The following is a 16,427-nucleotide window of genomic DNA, read 5'->3' as shown; positions in this document are numbered from 1 at the left end:
CCGCAGTCTGTCAGGCGGGTACGTGTTCCTCGCGGGCCGGGGAGCAGCTGTGCATCGGCATTTCGGTCAGGCCGGGGAAGTAGACGTGCAGGCTGACGGCTCCGTCGAGGGTGTCGTTGACGACCTCGTGGGCGTAGCCGGGGGCGAAGACGCGCTGGGCGCCGGCGCGGTGGCTGAGCCGGCCGCGGGGGGTGTGCTCGGTGAGCTCGCCGTCGAGGACGGTGAGGATGCCGGAGGAGCTGCCGTGGTCGTGGAGGCCGCTGCCCTGGCCGGGGACCCAGCTGAGCAGCCAGACCTCGTAGCCGGGGCCCGTGCGCAGGCGGTGGTACCAGCGGGTGGTGGCGTCGTACCGGACGAGGTGTTCCCAGCTCGCGCGGTCCTCGGCGATGGACCGGGCGAGGCCGACGAACTCGGCGACGGTGACGGGGTGTTCGCGGGCGGGCTGGAGGAGGTGCTGGACGGCGAGGATGTCGCCGGCGATCTGGAGGTCGCTCTCGACGACGGCGGGCGCGGCGGAAGCGGCGGGCGCGGCGGAAGCGGAGGCGGAGGAGGATGCGGAGGCGCTGTTCATCGTGGGGGTGTCCTCGACGGGTGTCAGTCGTGCGGGGCGGTTGCTGTGGGGTGGTGGCCGGAGCTCAGCGGAGCCAGGGGCTCCGGGGGCATCAACAGCTGCAACAGCAACAGCGAACCTGGGCAGCGCACAGGAACCCACGAATGGGGGTCCGGGTGGCGGCTGCGGGCGCTGACATGAGGACAAGGAGACCGGGCGGAGGGCCGGACTGTCAACCCAATGTCCGGTTTGAGGGAAAAGTTTCACCTCATCCGGTTACTGTGCGCGGAGAAAGGTTTGTGCACCCACAGCCAGGGGATGTGCCGCTCCGACTCGACGGGAACCGAGCTCAAACCCGCGGGCGTCACTCGTGATCGGAATGTGATCTCGGCTGCATCTTCGGCCGAATCGCAACCCCTCCTCGGGGTGACGCGTCGACCTCGAACGAGGGCGGCAGCCGCGGACAGCCTGTGGCTTGTGTCACGATTTTTGGCGATATGAACACTTTCTGTATACGCTTGGTTCCGCAGAGTGAATAAGGGCCCCAATAGCAGATCTCGGCTTGACTGCACAGGAGCCACACACTTGTAATTTCACTCGTGTCGTTACTCGGCGATCAGTAACGGCAACATCACGGGGACGCACAGACAGAGCGAGGGGCGCACATGACCGAGCTGTTTCAGGAACTGCTGGTCGAAGAGGCGGACGAGGAGCTCGGTTGGCAGGAGCGCGCACTCTGCGCGCAGACCGACCCCGAATCCTTCTTTCCCGAGAAGGGCGGCTCCACCCGCGAAGCCAAGAAGGTCTGCCTCGCCTGCGAGGTCCGCTCCGAATGCCTTGAGTACGCCCTCGCCAACGACGAGCGATTCGGCATCTGGGGCGGTCTGTCCGAGCGCGAGCGGCGCCGGCTGAAAAAGGCCGCGGTCTGAGAGCGGCGACGACCGGCGATCCGGAACGGTCCCGGAGCACCACCGAAAGCAACGGAAACAACGACAGACTGAGCAAACGGTCCGCCTCCCGCACCTTCCCCGCAGGAGGCGGACCGTCGCGTTCCGGACCTTCTCCCGACGCGGCGTACCCTCCCCTTCCCAGCCGTTAGTGTGGGGCGCTGTCCAGCAGCCTCCGAGGGCACAACACCCCCGGATCCCCAGGCCGGAGGGCCCGTACCGCGATGTCCCCGCACAGCAGCTCGCCGGCCTCCCAGCAGGCGGCCGCCACCCCCGAGTTCCCCCGGCACGTCGTCACCGCGGTCCTCGTCGCGCACGACGGAGCCCGCTGGCTGCCCGAGACCCTCGCAGGACTCCTCGCCCAGGAACGCCCCGCGCAGAACCACGTCGCCGCCGACACCGGAAGCGCCGACGACTCCGCCCGCCTCCTCGCCGAAGCCCTCGGCGACGACCGCGTCCTGCACCTCGCCCGCCGCACCGGATTCGGCGCCGCCGTCGACGAAGCCGCCCGCAGCGCCGGCACCCCCACCCCCGACGAACTCCCCTACCTCAAGCGCCCCAGCGGCTGGGACCCCGTCAGCCGCACCTGGCGCGACGACGCCTACGACCTCCCCGACCTCCCCCACGGCGAACCCGTCCAGTGGCTCTGGCTGCTCCACGACGACAGCGCACCCGAACCCGACGCCCTCACCGAACTCCTGCGCGTCGCCGACGGCAACCCCGACGCCGCCGTCATCGGCCCCAAACTCCGCGGCTGGTACGACCGCAGGCAACTCCTCGAAGCCGGCGTCACCATCGCCCGCAGCGGCCGCCGCTGGACCGGCCTCGACCGCCGGGAACAGGACCAGGGCCAGCACGACCAGGTCCGCCCCGTCCTCTCCGTCTCCACCGCCGGCATGCTCGTACGCCGCGACGTGTACGACGCCCTCGGCGGCTTCGACCGCCGCCTGCCCCTGATGCGCGACGACGTCGACCTGTGCTGGCGCGCCCACAGCGCCGGCCACACCGTCCTCGTCGCCCCCGACGCCGTCCTGCGGCACGCCGAAGCCGCCGCCCGCGAACGCCGCACCGTCGACTGCGCCGGCCGCTCCGCCGTCAGCCCCCACCGCGTCGACAAGGCCGGCGCCGTCCACACCCTGCTGGCCAACACCCCCGGCCGCGCCCTGCCCTACGTCCTGCTGCGCCTGGTCCTCGGCACCCTGCTGCGCACCCTGGGCTACCTCGTCGGCAAAGCCCCCGGCCAGGCCGTCGACGAACTCACCGGACTCCTCGCCACCCTGCTGCGCCCCGGCCGCATCCTCACCGCCCGCAGGGCCCGCCGCCGCCCCGCCGTCCCCGCCGCCGAACTCCGCCCCCTCTTCCCCCCGCCCGGCGCCACCCTGCGCGCCGGCGCCGAACAACTCGCCGCCCACCTCGGCTCCGGACGCGACAGCGACCCCGCCCCCGCCGGCCGGCACGGCGGAGCCCCCGAATCCGGCCCCGGCGGCGACGACGCCGAACACCTCGACCCCGGCCCGCCCGGCCGGCTCAAGAGGATCGCCCGCAACCCCTCACCCGCCCTCTTCGCCGGCCTCCTCCTCGTCTCCCTCGTCGCCTGCCGCGCCCTCATCGGCGGCGGCAGCCTCGCGGGCGGCGCCCTGCTCCCCGCCCCCTCCGGCGCGGGCGGCCTCTGGCACACCTACACCGGCGACTGGCAGCCCGTCGGCACCGGCACCACCGCCGGAGCACCCCCCTACCTCGCGGTCCTGGCCGGCCTCTCCGCCCTCCTCCTCGGCTCCACCCAGGCCGCCCTGACCCTGCTCCTCGTCTGCTCGGTCCCCCTCGCCGGCCTCACCGCCTACTTCGCCTCCCGGCCGCTGGTCACCTCCCGCCTGCTGCGCGCCTGGGCCGCCGTCGGCTACGCCTTCCTCCCCGCCGTCACCGGAGCCCTCGCCGGCGGCCGCCTCGGCACCGCCGTCCTCGCCGTGCTCCTGCCGCTCATCGCCCGCTCCGCCGCCACCGCCCACGGCCTCACCGACGCCGAGCCCGGCAGCGCCCGCCGCGCGGTGTGGACGTACGCCCTGCTGCTCACCCCGGCCACCGCCTTCACCCCCGTCGTGTGGCCCCTCGCCGCCGCCCTCGGCACCGCCGCCGTCCTCGCGCGCCGCGCGTACTGGAAGACGTACGCCCCCCGCCTGCTCGCGGTCCTCGCCGTACCCCTGGCCGTCCTCGCGCCCTGGTCCCTCGGCCTCCTCACCCACCCCGACCGCTTCCTGCGCGAGGCCGGACTGCCCTACGGCACCGGCTCCGCCACCCCCCTCGGCCTCCTCACCGCGGACCCCGGCGGCCCCGGCACCACCGGCCCGCTCCTCCTCGCCGGCGTCCTGCTCGCCGCCCTCGCCGCCCTGCTCCGCGCCGACCGGCGGTTCGCCGTCCGCGCCGCCTGGACCGCCGCCCTCGCCGGGCTGCTCCTCGCCGTCCTCCTCAACCGCACCGGCTGGGCCGGCCCCGGAACCCTCCTGTACGGGCTCGGACTCCTCGCGGCCGCCGCACTCGGCGCGGACGGCGCCAAGTACCGCGTCGCCGCCCGCAGCTTCGGCTGGCGCCAGCCCCTCGCCGCGCTGACCGCCCTCGCCGCCGCCACCGGCCCGCTGCTCCTCGCCGCCGCCTGGGCCGCGGCCGGCGCCGACGGACCGCTGGCACGGCGCGACCCCGTCCAGGTCCCCGCCGTCGTCGCCGAGCACTCCGGCGACACCAACCGCACCCGCACCCTGGTCCTCGGCGGGGACTCGCCCGCCACCGTCTCCTACGCCCTGGTCCGCGGCTCCGGTGCCCGCCTCGGCGACGGCGAGCTCCTCGCCGCGGCCGGCCCCGAACCCCGGCTCGCCAAAGCCGTCTCCAGCCTGGTCTCCGGCTCCGGAGCCAACCAGTCCGAGCAGCTCAGCGCCTTCGCCGTGCGCTACGTGATGATCCCGGCCGGCGGCTCCGCCCCCATGCGCCGCATCCTCGACGGCACCCCCGGCCTCAAACAGCGCCACCAGAACGACGGCACCGCCCTGTGGGAGGTCGAACGGCTCACCTCCCGCGTGGCGATCGTCCCCGCCCGGCAGGGCCAGACCGCCACCCTCACCGTCGAGGCCGGCCCCGTCGAGGTCCACGCCGACATCCCGGCCGGCCCCGAAGGCCGCACCCTGCGCATCGCAGACCGGGCCGACACGGGCTGGCGGGCCACCCTGGACGGCGAACCCCTCACCCCCCGGACCGTCGACGGATGGGCGCAGGGTTTCGCCCTGCCCACCGACGCCGGCCACCTCGACCTCGTCCACCAGGACTCCTTCCCCCGTACCGCCTGGCACTGGGCGCAGGGCACCCTCGCCCTGCTGCTCCTCGTGATGGCCCTGCCCGGCCGCCGCGCCCGCCTCGACGACGACCTGCCCGAGGAGACCGCGCCCGGCGCCGCCCCCGGGGACCGCCCCGGCGAGCCCGGCCACGGCCGCCGCCGCCGGACCGGGCCCGCCGCCGCGCCCGACCCGGAGCCGGTGCCCGCCGAGGCCGTCGTCGACCCGTACGCGCAGATCCCCGCGCAGCAGGTCTACGGCGAGGATTCGTACGCCTACCAGGAGCCCCACCCTTACGAGGCGCAGCCGGGGCCCGCCCACGACGCCCACGGCCAGTACCCCCACCCCGGGGGACAGCCGCACTTCCCGCAGCAACAGCAGCCCCACCCGTACGAGTACGAGCAGCAGTACGACACCTACGGACAGCGCCGGCCGCGTCCGGACGGGAGCCACCAGTGAAGCAGCGCGCCCCCCTGACGCTCGCGGCCGTGACGGCGGCGCTGGCCGCCGCCACCGGGCTGGCCTTCCTCACCGCCCCCGCGGCCACCCCGGCCGGCGGCACCGGGCGGGCGGCCGCCGCCCGGATGCCGGTGGAACGGTCCGTGCTGGTGTGCCCCGCGCCCAGTTCCTCCGACATCGCCGAGACCACGTACACCTCCCTCACCCCCGGCAAGGGCGGCGGCTCCGGCACGGCCCGGCTGGCCGACAAGGACGGCAAGGCGGTCCTCGACCTCAAGGAGCCCGGCAAGGCCGTCGCGGCCACCGCCTCCGGTGCGGAGGCGCCGGCGCTGACGGGTGCCGCCGAGGGCGTCCTGGCCCCCGGCTGGACCGCCCAGCAGACCACCAAGGTGTCCGCCGGCCACGCGCGCGGCCTCCTCGGGCTGGCCTGCACCGCGCCCGGCACCGACTTCTGGTTCCCCGGCGTCAGCACCGCCAAGGGCCGCCAGGACTACGTCCACCTCACCAACCCCGACGACACCGTCGCCGAGGTGGCCGTCAAGCTGCACGGCCCCGACGGCCTCCTCAAGGACAAGCCGGGCACCCCCGACCCCGTCTACGACGTCGCCCCCCGGTCCACCACCAAGGTGTCGCTGGCCCAGCTGGCACCCGACAGCCAGCTCGCGGACGCCACCGCGCACGTCACGGCCCGGTCCGGCCGGGTCGGCGCCTCCGTCCACGTCGCCGAGGACGGCACCGGCGCCGACTGGCTCCCGGCCTCCGCGGGCCCGGCGGACACCCTGGTGCTGCCCGGCATCCCGGCCGACGCCACCTCCGTACGGCTGGTCGCCTTCGCCCCCGGCGAGGACGACGCCGACCTCACCGTGAAGCTGTCCGGCCCGACCGGCCCCATCAGCCCGGCCGGCAAGGAACGCCTCCACCTCAAGGGCGGCATGACCGAGACCCTGGACCTCGGCGACGTGACCCGGGGCGAGGCCGGCTCCCTGCTGCTGGCCCCCGCCGACCCGAAGAAGGCCGTACCCGTCGTCGCCGCCCTGCGCGTGGTCCGCGGCACCGCCGCCAAGCAGGAACTGGGCTTCGTCCCCGCGAGCACCCCCGTCGGCGAGCGGGCCACCGTCGCCGACAACCGGGCCGACGACAAGGCCACCGTCCTCACCCTCACCGCCTCCGGCGCCGACGCAAAGGTCCGCGTCACCGCCTCCCCGGGCACCGGGGGCGGGCAGGGCACCGCCACGGAGATCACCCTCAAGGGCGGTACCACCCGCGCGGTCACCCCGCCGCCCGCCCCCTCCGGCGGCAAGGGCCCCTACGCCCTGACCGTCGAGACCCTGTCCGGCGGCCCCGTCCACGCGGCCCGCACCCTGACCCTGCCGCACGACGGGATCCCGATGTTCACCGTCCAGGCCTTCGGCGACGACCGCTCCACGGTCTCCGTCCCCGAGGCCGCCGAGGACCCGTCGATCCTGCTGCGCTGAAACGGCCGGTACGGGCGGGGCGCGTCAGTCCTGCCCGTACCGGGGGTCCACCGTCTCCGGCGACAGCCCGAGCAGCTCCGCGACCTGCTCCACCACGATCTCGTGCACCAGCAGCGCCCGCTCGTCCCGCGTCTTCGCCCGGATCTCCACCGGCCGCCGGAACACCACGATCCGCGCCGGCCTCCCGTCGCGGGCCTCCACCAGCCCGCCCAGCGGAACCGCCTCGTCGTTCCAGCCCGCGTCGGGCCCGCCCGGCGGCCCCGGCACGTCCGCGATCACGAACTCCACCTCGGCCAGCTGCGTCCAGCGCCGCTCCAGCCGCTCCACGGAATCCCGTACGAGGTCCCCGAACAGCTCCGCCCGGCTCGCGGACAGCGGCACCTGCGGCGGGGCCAGCGGCCCGCGCATCCCCCGGCCGTGCCGGTCGCGCCGCCGCTGCCGCGGCTCGGAAGGGGCCGCGGCGGGAACCGGCGGGCGGGGAGGAAGCGAACTGTCCGTCACCCCCGCAGGGTAGCCCGCACGCCACGGCCAGGACCCGATACGGTCACGACCTGGTGTCACGTCGGCCAAGATCGGGCCGCTTTACGGACTCGTCGCCCCCCTTCGTCACCCGTGGCGCGGCACGGGCGAAGTACGACACGGGGGGACGGCCGGGGGGCGAGTCGTCGCGGCCCGGTCAAGAGTGCGGTACCGTCCAACGTCGTGAGCCTTGTACGTCGCTGTTCGCGCACCGCGTGCGGCCGCCCTGCCGTCGCCACACTGACGTACGTCTACGCCGACTCGACCGCAGTTCTCGGCCCGCTCGCCACCTACGCCGAACCCCACTGCTATGACCTGTGCGCCGAGCACTCCGAGCGCCTGACCGCCCCGCGCGGCTGGGAAGTCGTGCGCCTGTCGGACGGGTCCGGCCCGTCCCGCCCCAGCGGGGACGACCTCGAAGCCCTGGCCAACGCGGTCCGCGAGGCGGCCCGTCCGCCCGAGCGCGCGGCCGAGGCCGGCGGGTCCGGACCGGGCGCCCCGGTGGCCGGCGAGACCCGTCGCGGACACCTGCGCGTCCTCCGTTCGCCCGATTCCTGACGTACGGATCGTCTGAAAAGCCGCTCTGCGTACAAGGTAGGTTTGCTCCACCGCACAGGACCTTCAGGAGGGCAGGCAGTGGCCGCAGATCTTTCGAACATCGTCAAGGCGTACGACGTACGTGGCGTCGTACCCGACGAGTGGGACGAGCCCCTGGCCGAACTGTTCGGTGCTGCGTTCGTCGAGGTCACCGGCGCCACGGCGATCGTGATCGGCCACGACATGCGGCCCTCCTCGCCCGGCCTGTCCGCCGCCTTCGCCCGGGGCGCCGCCGCCCGCGGCGTCGACGTCACCCTGATCGGCCTGTGCTCCACCGACCAGCTGTACTACGCCTCCGGCAAGCTGGACCTGCCCGGCGCCATGTTCACGGCCTCGCACAACCCGGCCCAGTACAACGGCATCAAGCTGTGCCGCGCCGGCGCCGCGCCCGTGGGCCAGGACACCGGCCTCGCCACCATCCGCGAGCTCGCCGAGAAGTGGACCGACGAGGGCGCCCCGGAGATCCCCGCCGGCACCGTCCCGGGCACCATCACCGAGCAGGACACCCTGGCCGGCTACGCCGAGCACCTGAAGTCCCTGGTCGACCTGACGGCCATCCGCCCGCTGAAGGTCGTCGTCGACGCGGGCAACGGCATGGGCGGCCACACCGTCCCCACCGTCTTCGAGGGCCTCCCGCTGGACCTCGTCCCCATGTACTTCGAGCTGGACGGGACCTTCCCGAACCACGAGGCCAACCCCCTCGACCCGAAGAACATCGTCGACCTCCAGGCCCGCGTGCTCGCCGAGGGCGCCGACCTGGGCCTCGCCTTCGACGGCGACGCCGACCGCTGCTTCGTCGTCGACGAGCGCGGCGAGGGCGTCTCCCCGTCCGCCATCACCGCCCTGGTCGCGGCCCGCGAGCTGGCCCGCAACGGCGGCACCGGCACGATCATCCACAACCTGATCACCTCGTGGTCGGTCCCGGAGGTCGTCAGCGAGCACGGCGGCACCCCCGTCCGCACCCGCGTCGGCCACTCCTTCATCAAGGCCGAGATGGCCGCCTCCGGCGCCATCTTCGGCGGCGAGCACTCGGCGCACTACTACTTCAAGGACTTCTGGAACGCGGACACCGGCATGCTCGCCGCGCTCCACGTCCTCGCGGCCCTCGGCGGCCAGGAGGGCCCGCTCTCCGAGCTGGTCTCCTCCTACGACCGCTACGTCGGCTCCGGCGAGATCAACTCCACCGTCGCCGACCAGGCCGCCCGCACCGCCGAGGTCAAGGCCGCCTACGCCGGCCAGGACGGCATCACCTTCGACGAGCTGGACGGCCTCACGGTCTCCGCCGCCGACTGGTGGTTCAACCTCCGCCCCTCCAACACCGAGCCGCTCCTGCGCCTCAACGTGGAGGCCCGCGACGAGGCCACCCTGACCAAGATCCGCGACGAGGTCCTCGCCCTCGTCCGATCCTGACGCCTGGCCGGCGGGGCCAAACCAGCCCCGCCGGCGTTTGAGGCGCGGGGGTCCGGGGGCAGAGCCCCCGGCAACGGACCCGCACACGAACCGGGGTACGCCGCTCGGCAGGGCAGTCAGGGCCGACGGGCGGCACCCGGCACCCGTCAGGCCGCACGCCCAGTGACTCGGCGGTACGCTGACCTCGCCCAATCCGCGATAAGCGATCCGCATCCCCGAAGGGAACCGCCCATGCCGCTCGAAGCCGGCCTGCTGGAGATCCTCGCCTGCCCCGCCTGCCACGCCCCCCTCCGGGACGAGTCGGCCGACGAGACCGCCCCCGAGCTGATCTGCACCGGCCAGGACTGCGGTCTCGCGTACCCGGTCCGCGACGGCATCCCGGTCCTCCTCGTGGACGAGGCCCGCCGCCCCGCCTGACCGGCCCCGTTCCCCACCGCTCGACCAGCCTGGATCCGTCAACACCGCCGGAGGCCCCCATGCTCGACGAGTCACTCCTCGACGCACCGGACGATCTCGCCCGTGCCGACCGCCGCGGCCTGCTCCGCGGCGCCGCCGAGGCCGGGGCCAGAGTCCGCACCGCGGCCCGGCACGCCGCCGAGGCCGGACTCGCGGACCTGCGCCCCGACGGGCGCCCCCGCGCCGTCCTGATCGCCGGCCCCGGCACCGCCGCCACCGGCGTCGCCGACCTGCTCGGCGCCCTCGCCGGAGCCTCCGCCCCCGTCACCCGTCTGCACCCCACCGGCGTCGCGCACGCCGCCGGGGCGCTGCGCTGGAACCTGCCCGGCTGGGCGGGGCCCGTGGACCTGCTCCTCATCGCCACCACCGACGGCACCGAGCCCGGCCTCGCGGCCCTCGCCGACCAGGCCTACCGGCGCGGCTGCGCCGTGGTCGCCGTCGCCCCCGAGCGCTCACCGCTGGGCGAGGCGGTGGACGGCGCGCACGGGGTCCTCGTACCGATGGCCAAGGCCCCGTACCAGGAGTACGACGAGTCCGCCGCGGCCGGTCCCGGCGCCCTCTGGGCCCTGCTGACCCCGCTGCTGGTCCTCCTCGACAAGGTCGGCCTGATCGGTGCCGCCCCCGACGCCCTCCAGCGCGTCGCCGACCGGCTCGACCGCACCGCCGAGCGCTGCGGCCCGGCCATCGCCACCTACTCCAACCCGGCCAAGACCCTCGCCGCCGAGCTGGCCGACTCGCTCCCCCTCATCTGGAGCGAGGGGGAGGGCGCCGGCCCCGCGGGCCGCCGCTTCGCCGCGACCCTCGCCGAGCTGGCCGGCCGCCCCGCGCTCTCCGCGACCCTCCCCGAGGCACTGCCCGCGCACGGGGTGCTGCTCGCCGGGGCCTTCGCCGCCGGAGCCGACCCGGACGACTTCTTCCGGGACCGCGTGGAGGAGCCGCAGGCCCTTCGCGCCCGCATCGTCCTGCTGCGCGACCGGCCGACCGGCGGGCTCAGCGCCGCCCCGGCCGCGCGCGAGCTCGCCCTCAGCCACGACACGGCCATCAGCGAGCTCGAACCGGAGGAGGGCGGCGAGCTGGAACAGCTCGCCGAACTCCTCGCCGTCACCGACTTCGCCACCGCCTACCTGGCGCTGGCGTCCCGGGGACACAGCTAGGCACACACCCGTGCCCGCACCACCTCCAGATCCAGGAAGACGACGACGATGGACCGCCTCACCAACACGATCCGCCCCTACGCGTGGGGATCCACCACCGCGATCCCGGCCCTCCTCGGAGTCGAGCCGACCGGTGAGCCCCAGGCCGAGATGTGGATGGGCGCCCACCCCGGCGCCCCCTCCCGCCTCGACCGCGGAGCCGGCGAGACCACCCTGGCGGCCGTCATCGACGCCGACCCGGAGGGTGAGCTCGGAGCCGCCGCCGTCGCCAAGTTCGGCCCCCGCCTGCCCTTCCTCCTCAAGATCCTCGCCGCCGGCGCCCCCCTCTCCCTCCAGGTCCACCCCGACCTGGCCCAGGCCCGCGCCGGGTTCGAGGACGAGGAGCGGCGCGGCGTCCCGATCGACGCGGGCCACCGCAACTACAAGGACGCCAACCACAAGCCCGAGCTGATCTGCGCGCTCACCCCCTTCGACGGCCTGTGCGGCTTCCGCCCGCCGACGGAGGCCGCGGACCTCCTCGAAGGCCTCGGCGTCGACACCCTCAAGCCGTACGTGGACCTGCTGCGCGCCCACCCCGAGGAGGCGGCCCTGCGGGAGGTCCTCACCGCCGTCCTCACCGCCGACCGCGAGGAGATGGCCCGTACGGTCGCCGAGGCCGCGGCCGCCGCCGAGCGCCTCGGAGGCCCGTACGAGGCCTACGCGGGACTCGTCCACGACTACCCCGGCGACCCGGGCGTCATCGCGGCCATGCTCCTCAACCACGTACGGCTGCAGCCCGGCGAGGCCATGTTCCTCGGTGCCGGCATCCCGCACGCCTACCTCGACGGCCTGGGCGTCGAGCTGATGGCCAACTCGGACAACGTGCTGCGCTGCGGTCTGACCCCCAAGCACGTGGACGTCCCCGAGCTGCTCAAGGTCGTCATCTTCGAGCCGAGCGCCCCGGGCGTCCTGCGCCCCGAGGGCGACGGCGAGGAGGTCTACGAGACCCCCATCGACGAATTCCGGCTCTCCCGCCACGTCCTGGCCCCCGGCGGCGCCCCCCGCGCCCTCCCGGACGCCGCCCCGCAGATCCTGCTCTGCACCGCCGGCGCCCCCCGCGTCGGCGAACTGGCCCTCACCCCGGGCGAGTCGGTCTTCGTCCCCGCGGGCGAAAAGACCGAACTGTCCGGTAATGGCACCGTCTTCCGGGCCACCGTGGTCCTCTGACGTAGCGTCGGCCGCACCCACAGCTGCAACAATGTGCGGCCGTAGTCAGTGGCCCAGGAAGGACACCCAGCAACCATGAGCGCGTCGGGCGGTACCAAGGCGATCGTGGCGGCACTCGCCGCCAACCTCGCCATCGCTGTAGCCAAGTTCGTGGCATTCCTCTTCAGCGGTTCCTCGTCGATGCTCGCGGAAAGCGTCCACTCGGTCGCCGACTCCGGAAACCAGGGCCTGCTGCTCCTCGGCGGGAAGAAGGCCCAGCGCGAGGCGACCCCCCAGCACCCCTTCGGGTACGGGCGCGAGCGTTACATCTACGCCTTCCTCGTCTCCATCGTGCTCTTCACCGTCGGCGGCATGTTCGCCATCTACGAGGGCTACGAGAAGATCCACGACCCGCACGAGATCGAGGCCTGGTACTGGCCCGTCGGCGTCCTGGTCTTCGCGATCGTCGCGGAGTCCTTCTCCTTCCGCACCGCGATCAAGGAGTCCAACGAGAGCCGCGGCAGCCAGAGCTGGAAGCAGTTCATCAAGAGCGCCAAGGCCCCCGAACTCCCCGTCGTCCTCCTGGAGGACCTCGGCGCGCTCGTCGGCCTCGTCCTCGCCCTCGGCGGCGTCGGCCTCGCCCTGCTCACCGGCAACGGCGTCTGGGACGGCATCGGCACCCTCTGCATCGGCGTCCTGCTGATCGTCATCGCCGTCGTCCTGGCCCTGGAGACCAAGTCCCTGCTGCTCGGCGAGGCCGCCGGCACCGCCGAGGTCGAGAAGATCAAGGCCGCGCTCGTCGACGGTGACACCGTCACCGGCGTCATCCACATGCGCACCCTGCACCTCGGCCCCGAGGAGCTCCTCGTCGCGGCCAAGATCGCCGTCCGGCACGACGACACCGCGACCGAGGTGGCCAACGCCATCAACGCCGCCGAGGCCCGCATCCGCGCCTCCGTCCCGATCGCCCGCGTGATCTACCTGGAGCCTGACATCTACAACCCCGAGGCCGCCAAGGCCGACGGCCGCTGACCGGCCCCCGCGACGCGACGCACGCAAAGGCCCCCGCAGCTCACCGCTGCGGGGGCCTCGTGCGTACGGGCGGGGTTCCGGGGCTACAGGATCTCGCTCAGCACCTCCAGGACGGCCGGCCCGTCCGGCGCGGACCCGAGCCGCTCGCGGAAGTCCGCGTCCATCAGCTTCCGCGACAGCAGCGCCAGGATCCGCAGGTGCTCGTCGCCCGCGGCGGCCTCCGGCACCGAGATCATGAAGACCAGGCGGGCCTTCGTACCGTCCAGCGCGCCCCACTCGATGCCCTCCGAGGACCGGGCGAAGCCGACCGTGGGGCGGACCACCGCGTCCGTCTTGGCGTGCGGGATCGCGATCGACTCGCCGAGCCCCGTCGTGCCCTGCGCCTCCCGGGCGAGGGCCACCCGCACGAGCTCGTCCACGTCCCGGACGTTCCCGGTGGACGCCAGCATCTCGGCCATCTCCCGGATCGCCGCCTCCTTGGTGTCCGAGGCCAGCTCCGTCCTGACCGTCCGCGCGGTGAGGTAGCCGGACAGCACCTCCGGCCCGGCCTCCGCGACGGCGGCCCCGGCCGCAGCCGGCGCCGCCTGCGTCCGCACGGCCGTCCCGCCGGCCCCGGCCCCTGCCGCAGTGACCGGGCCCGCGCCCGAGCCCGCGCCCGCGCCCACGCCGGCGAGCACCGGCTCCGCCGCCGCGGCCCCGGCGGGCACGGCCGGCCCGCCCCGGCGGGCCTTGATCTCGATCAGCGCGTTCGTCGTCAGCGCCGTGACCACCGTGCCGATGGCGATCGCGATCAGGAACCAGACCACGCCGCTGACCGCACCCAGCGCGGCCACGATCGGCCCGCCGTGCGGCACGTGGTCGCCCACGCCCGCCACACCGGCGACCGCACCCGCCACCGCACCGCCCAGCATGTTCGCCGGGATCACGATCGCCGGACGGGCCGCCGCGAACGGGATGGCGCCCTCCGAGATGCCGAACATGCCCATGAACAGGGCGGCCATGCCCGTGTCCCGCTCCTGCTCCGAGTACAGCTTGCGGCGCAGCACCGTCGCCAGGCCCTGGCCGAGCGGCATCACCGGGATGGCCGCCGCGCACATGCCCATGACCGCGTAGTTCCCGGACGCGATGAGACCCGTACCGAAGAGGAACGCCGTCTTGTTGACCGGGCCGCCCATGTCGAAGGCGATCATCAGGCCGAGCAGCGCGCCGAGCAGGATCGCGCTGGTGCCGGTCATGCCCGACAGCCAGGAGGTCAGGCTCTCGAAGACCCAGGAGATCGGCTTGCCGATGACGTAGATGAAGAACAGGCCGAGCGCCGTCGTGGCCACGATCGGGATCACGATGATCGGCATGATCGGCTGGACGACCTTGGGGACCTTGACCTTCTTGATCCACAGGACCAGGTAGCCCGCCAGGAAGCCCGTCACGATCGCGCCGATGAAGCCGGCGCCCGACTTCGAGTCGTAGAGGTCGCCGGAGTTCGCGATGAAGCCGCCGATCATGCCGGGCACCAGCGCCGGCCGGTCGCCGATGGCGTACGCGATGTAGCCGGACAGGATCGGGATCATCAGCGTGAAGCCCAGGACGCCGATCTTGAACAGGTGGTCCCAGAAGGTGCCCGGGGTCGTCGCGTACCCCTCGGCCGTGGCGTGGCCGCCCAGCGCCAGCGCGATGGCGATCAGCAGACCGCCGACCACCACGAAGGGGATCATGTACGAGACGCCGTTCATCAGCGCCTTGTACGCGAGGCTCCGCTCCTTGCCGCCGCCGCCGCTGCCCGCACCGCCGCCCGCCGGGGCCGTGTCCGTCTGGACCGGCGCGGTCCGCACCCGCTCGATCAGCTCCTTCGGCTTGTGGATGCCGTCGGCGACGCCGGTGGACAGCACCCGCTTGCCGGCGAAGCGCTCGCGGTCGACCTCCTTGTCGGCGGCGATGATGATCCCGTCCGCCTCTCTGACATCGTTGTCAGTGAGTACGTTCTCGGCCCCGATCGAGCCCTGGGTCTCCACCTTCATGTCCACGCCGAGCTCGGCGGCGGCCTGCATCAGCTTCTCGGCGGCCATGTAGGTGTGCGCGATCCCCGTTGGGCACGCCGTGACGGCGAGCAGCTTCGGGCGCTCGGGCCCGCTCGCACCGCCACCGGAAGGGCCGGCTGGACTGGTCACTTGAATCTCCTTCACGCCATTGGTCCGCGAGATCGCGCGCACGAACCGATCCACCGGCATCCTGCAACAGGTAAGGGGTAGATCAAAAGTCCGAAAGGCCCCGAACATCCCGCCGGACGGCCTGAAAACGAAGCACGACTTGTTCCCGTCCCCACTGGGGTCCGCTGCGCCGACCGGTGTAGATTCGTCATCAGTGTCAGGCGTCGCTGCTGATGGCGGTCGGGCGGTCCTCGTGACCGGCCGAGGGGAGAGAGGGCCCCGCGACGGACTGTGCTCAGTGCACCGGCCAGCCCCGTGCACGGCCCAGCCGTACCCACCTCTCGAACCATGAGGAGCAGCACCCATGGACTTCAAGGTCGCCGACCTTTCCCTTGCCGCCTTCGGCCGCAAGGAGATCACCCTGGCCGAGCACGAGATGCCGGGTCTGATGTCGATCCGCAAGGAGTACGCCGAGGCGCAGCCGCTGGCCGGCGCCCGCATCACCGGCTCGCTGCACATGACGGTGCAGACCGCCGTCCTGATCGAGACCCTCGTCGCCCTCGGCGCCGACGTCCGCTGGGCCTCCTGCAACATCTTCTCCACCCAGGACCACGCCGCCGCCGCCATCGCGGTCGGCCCGAACGGCACCCCGGAGAACCCGCAGGGCGTCCCCGTCTTCGCCTGGAAGGGCGAGACGCTGGAGGAGTACTGGTGGTGCACGGAGCAGGCGCTGACCTGGCCGAACACCCCCACCGGCGGCCCGAACATGATCCTCGACGACGGTGGTGACGCCACCCTCCTCGTCCACAAGGGCGTCGAGTTCGAGAAGGCCGGCGCGGCCCCGGACCCGTCCACCGCGGACTCCGAGGAGTACGGCCACATCCTCACGCTCCTCAACCGCACCCTCGCCGAGGCCCCGCAGAAGTGGACGCAGCTCGCGTCCGAGATCCGCGGCGTGACCGAGGAGACCACCACCGGTGTCCACCGCCTCTACGAGATGATGGCCGAGGGCACCCTGCTCTTCCCGGCGATCAACGTGAACGACGCCGTGACGAAGTCGAAGTTCGACAACAAGTACGGCTGCCGCCACTCCCTGATCGACGGCATCAACCGTGCCACCGACGTGCTGATCGGCGGCAAGGTCGCGGTCGTGTGCGGTTACGGCGACGTCGGCAAGGGCTG

13 protein-coding genes are annotated in these 16,427 nt (G+C 73.6%); 10 read left to right on the top strand and 3 right to left on the bottom strand.

What is annotated here, in order from left to right:
- Window positions 1-10: 10 nt before the first annotated feature.
- Window positions 11-571 carry a cysteine dioxygenase gene (locus tag AC07A6_RS36870; RefSeq protein WP_478780029.1) on the bottom strand — a complete coding sequence of 187 codons (561 nt, stop codon included), beginning with the start codon at window positions 569-571 and terminating at the stop codon, window positions 11-13.
- A 644-nt stretch (window positions 572-1,215) separates the two neighbouring features.
- On the opposite strand from AC07A6_RS36870, the gene AC07A6_RS36865 reads away from it, so the two are divergent.
- The 3 genes from AC07A6_RS36865 (at window position 1,216) to AC07A6_RS36855 (ending at window position 6,748) form a co-directional block, all read left to right on the top strand.
- Window positions 1,216-1,479 carry a WhiB family transcriptional regulator gene (locus tag AC07A6_RS36865; RefSeq protein WP_003983763.1) on the top strand — a complete coding sequence of 88 codons (264 nt, stop codon included), beginning with the start codon at window positions 1,216-1,218 and terminating at the stop codon, window positions 1,477-1,479.
- A gap of 242 nt (window positions 1,480-1,721) precedes the next feature.
- Window positions 1,722-5,273 (top strand): glycosyltransferase family 2 protein, encoded by a 3,552-nt coding sequence (locus tag AC07A6_RS36860; RefSeq protein ID WP_478780028.1) that lies wholly within the window; start codon window positions 1,722-1,724, stop codon window positions 5,271-5,273.
- Window positions 5,270-6,748: a DUF5719 family protein gene (locus tag AC07A6_RS36855; protein ID WP_478780027.1), complete on the top strand. Its 1,479-nt coding sequence runs from the start codon at window positions 5,270-5,272 to the stop codon at window positions 6,746-6,748. The genes AC07A6_RS36860 and AC07A6_RS36855 overlap by 4 nt, the downstream gene beginning before the upstream one ends.
- Window positions 6,749-6,772: 24 nt before the next feature.
- Here the strand turns inward: AC07A6_RS36855 and AC07A6_RS36850 are convergent, their stop codons facing one another.
- Complete coding sequence (locus AC07A6_RS36850) at window positions 6,773-7,249, bottom strand: metallopeptidase family protein (RefSeq protein ID WP_478780026.1); 477 nt, start codon at window positions 7,247-7,249, stop codon at window positions 6,773-6,775.
- A 111-nt stretch (window positions 7,250-7,360) separates the two neighbouring features.
- Here AC07A6_RS36850 and AC07A6_RS36845 point away from each other — a divergent pair, with 111 nt between their 5' ends.
- The 6 genes from AC07A6_RS36845 to AC07A6_RS36820 all read left to right on the top strand — a co-directional run bounded on the left by AC07A6_RS36845 (window position 7,361) and on the right by AC07A6_RS36820 (window position 13,101).
- Window positions 7,361-7,825 carry a DUF3499 domain-containing protein gene (locus AC07A6_RS36845; protein WP_362472260.1) on the top strand — a complete coding sequence of 155 codons (465 nt, stop codon included), beginning with the start codon at window positions 7,361-7,363 and terminating at the stop codon, window positions 7,823-7,825.
- Window positions 7,826-7,903: 78 nt separating this feature from the next.
- Entirely contained in the window at window positions 7,904-9,274 is a 1,371-nt protein-coding gene (locus tag AC07A6_RS36840; protein ID WP_478780025.1) for a phosphomannomutase/phosphoglucomutase, read from the top strand.
- Between the two features lie 231 nt (window positions 9,275-9,505).
- Window positions 9,506-9,691: a Trm112 family protein gene (locus AC07A6_RS36835; protein WP_007264456.1), complete on the top strand. Its 186-nt coding sequence runs from the start codon at window positions 9,506-9,508 to the stop codon at window positions 9,689-9,691.
- Between the two features lie 59 nt (window positions 9,692-9,750).
- Window positions 9,751-10,884 (top strand): SIS domain-containing protein, encoded by a 1,134-nt coding sequence (locus AC07A6_RS36830; protein WP_362472253.1) that lies wholly within the window; start codon window positions 9,751-9,753, stop codon window positions 10,882-10,884.
- A gap of 48 nt (window positions 10,885-10,932) precedes the next feature.
- Window positions 10,933-12,090: a mannose-6-phosphate isomerase, class I gene (gene manA, locus AC07A6_RS36825; RefSeq protein ID WP_478780024.1), complete on the top strand. Its 1,158-nt coding sequence runs from the start codon at window positions 10,933-10,935 to the stop codon at window positions 12,088-12,090.
- Between the two features lie 75 nt (window positions 12,091-12,165).
- Complete coding sequence (locus tag AC07A6_RS36820; RefSeq protein WP_478780023.1) at window positions 12,166-13,101, top strand: cation diffusion facilitator family transporter; 936 nt, start codon at window positions 12,166-12,168, stop codon at window positions 13,099-13,101.
- An 83-nt stretch (window positions 13,102-13,184) separates the two neighbouring features.
- Here AC07A6_RS36820 and AC07A6_RS36815 read toward each other — a convergent pair whose 3' ends face one another.
- The gene (locus AC07A6_RS36815) at window positions 13,185-15,266 is read right to left on the bottom strand and encodes a fructose-specific PTS transporter subunit EIIC (protein WP_478780022.1); all 2,082 of its coding nucleotides are present in this window, start codon (window positions 15,264-15,266) and stop codon (window positions 13,185-13,187) included.
- 343 nt (window positions 15,267-15,609) lie between these two features.
- Between AC07A6_RS36815 and AC07A6_RS36810 the strand changes: the two genes are divergently transcribed.
- Window positions 15,610-16,427, top strand: an 818-nt coding sequence (locus AC07A6_RS36810; RefSeq protein ID WP_478780021.1) for an adenosylhomocysteinase, incomplete at its 3' end; no start/stop codon positions are given.

The organism is Streptomyces sp. NPDC044002 (genome assembly GCF_056434525.1).
The sequence above is the reverse complement of the archived record's forward strand: the minus strand, read 5'-3'. Positions and strand labels throughout refer to the sequence as shown.

What these genes read in the sequence shown, in the direction of transcription:
- AC07A6_RS36870 (WP_478780029.1), bottom strand. Translation starts at nt 571, where the DNA reads ATGAACAGCGCCTCCGCATCCTCCTCCGCCTCCGCTTCCGCCGCGCCC.
- AC07A6_RS36865 (WP_003983763.1), top strand. Translation starts at nt 1,216, where the DNA reads ATGACCGAGCTGTTTCAGGAACTGCTGGTCGAAGAGGCGGACGAGGAG.
- AC07A6_RS36860 (WP_478780028.1), top strand. Translation starts at nt 1,722, where the DNA reads ATGTCCCCGCACAGCAGCTCGCCGGCCTCCCAGCAGGCGGCCGCCACC.
- AC07A6_RS36835 (WP_007264456.1), top strand. Translation starts at nt 9,506, where the DNA reads ATGCCGCTCGAAGCCGGCCTGCTGGAGATCCTCGCCTGCCCCGCCTGC.
- AC07A6_RS36830 (WP_362472253.1), top strand. Translation starts at nt 9,751, where the DNA reads ATGCTCGACGAGTCACTCCTCGACGCACCGGACGATCTCGCCCGTGCC.
- manA (WP_478780024.1), top strand. Translation starts at nt 10,933, where the DNA reads ATGGACCGCCTCACCAACACGATCCGCCCCTACGCGTGGGGATCCACC.
- AC07A6_RS36820 (WP_478780023.1), top strand. Translation starts at nt 12,166, where the DNA reads ATGAGCGCGTCGGGCGGTACCAAGGCGATCGTGGCGGCACTCGCCGCC.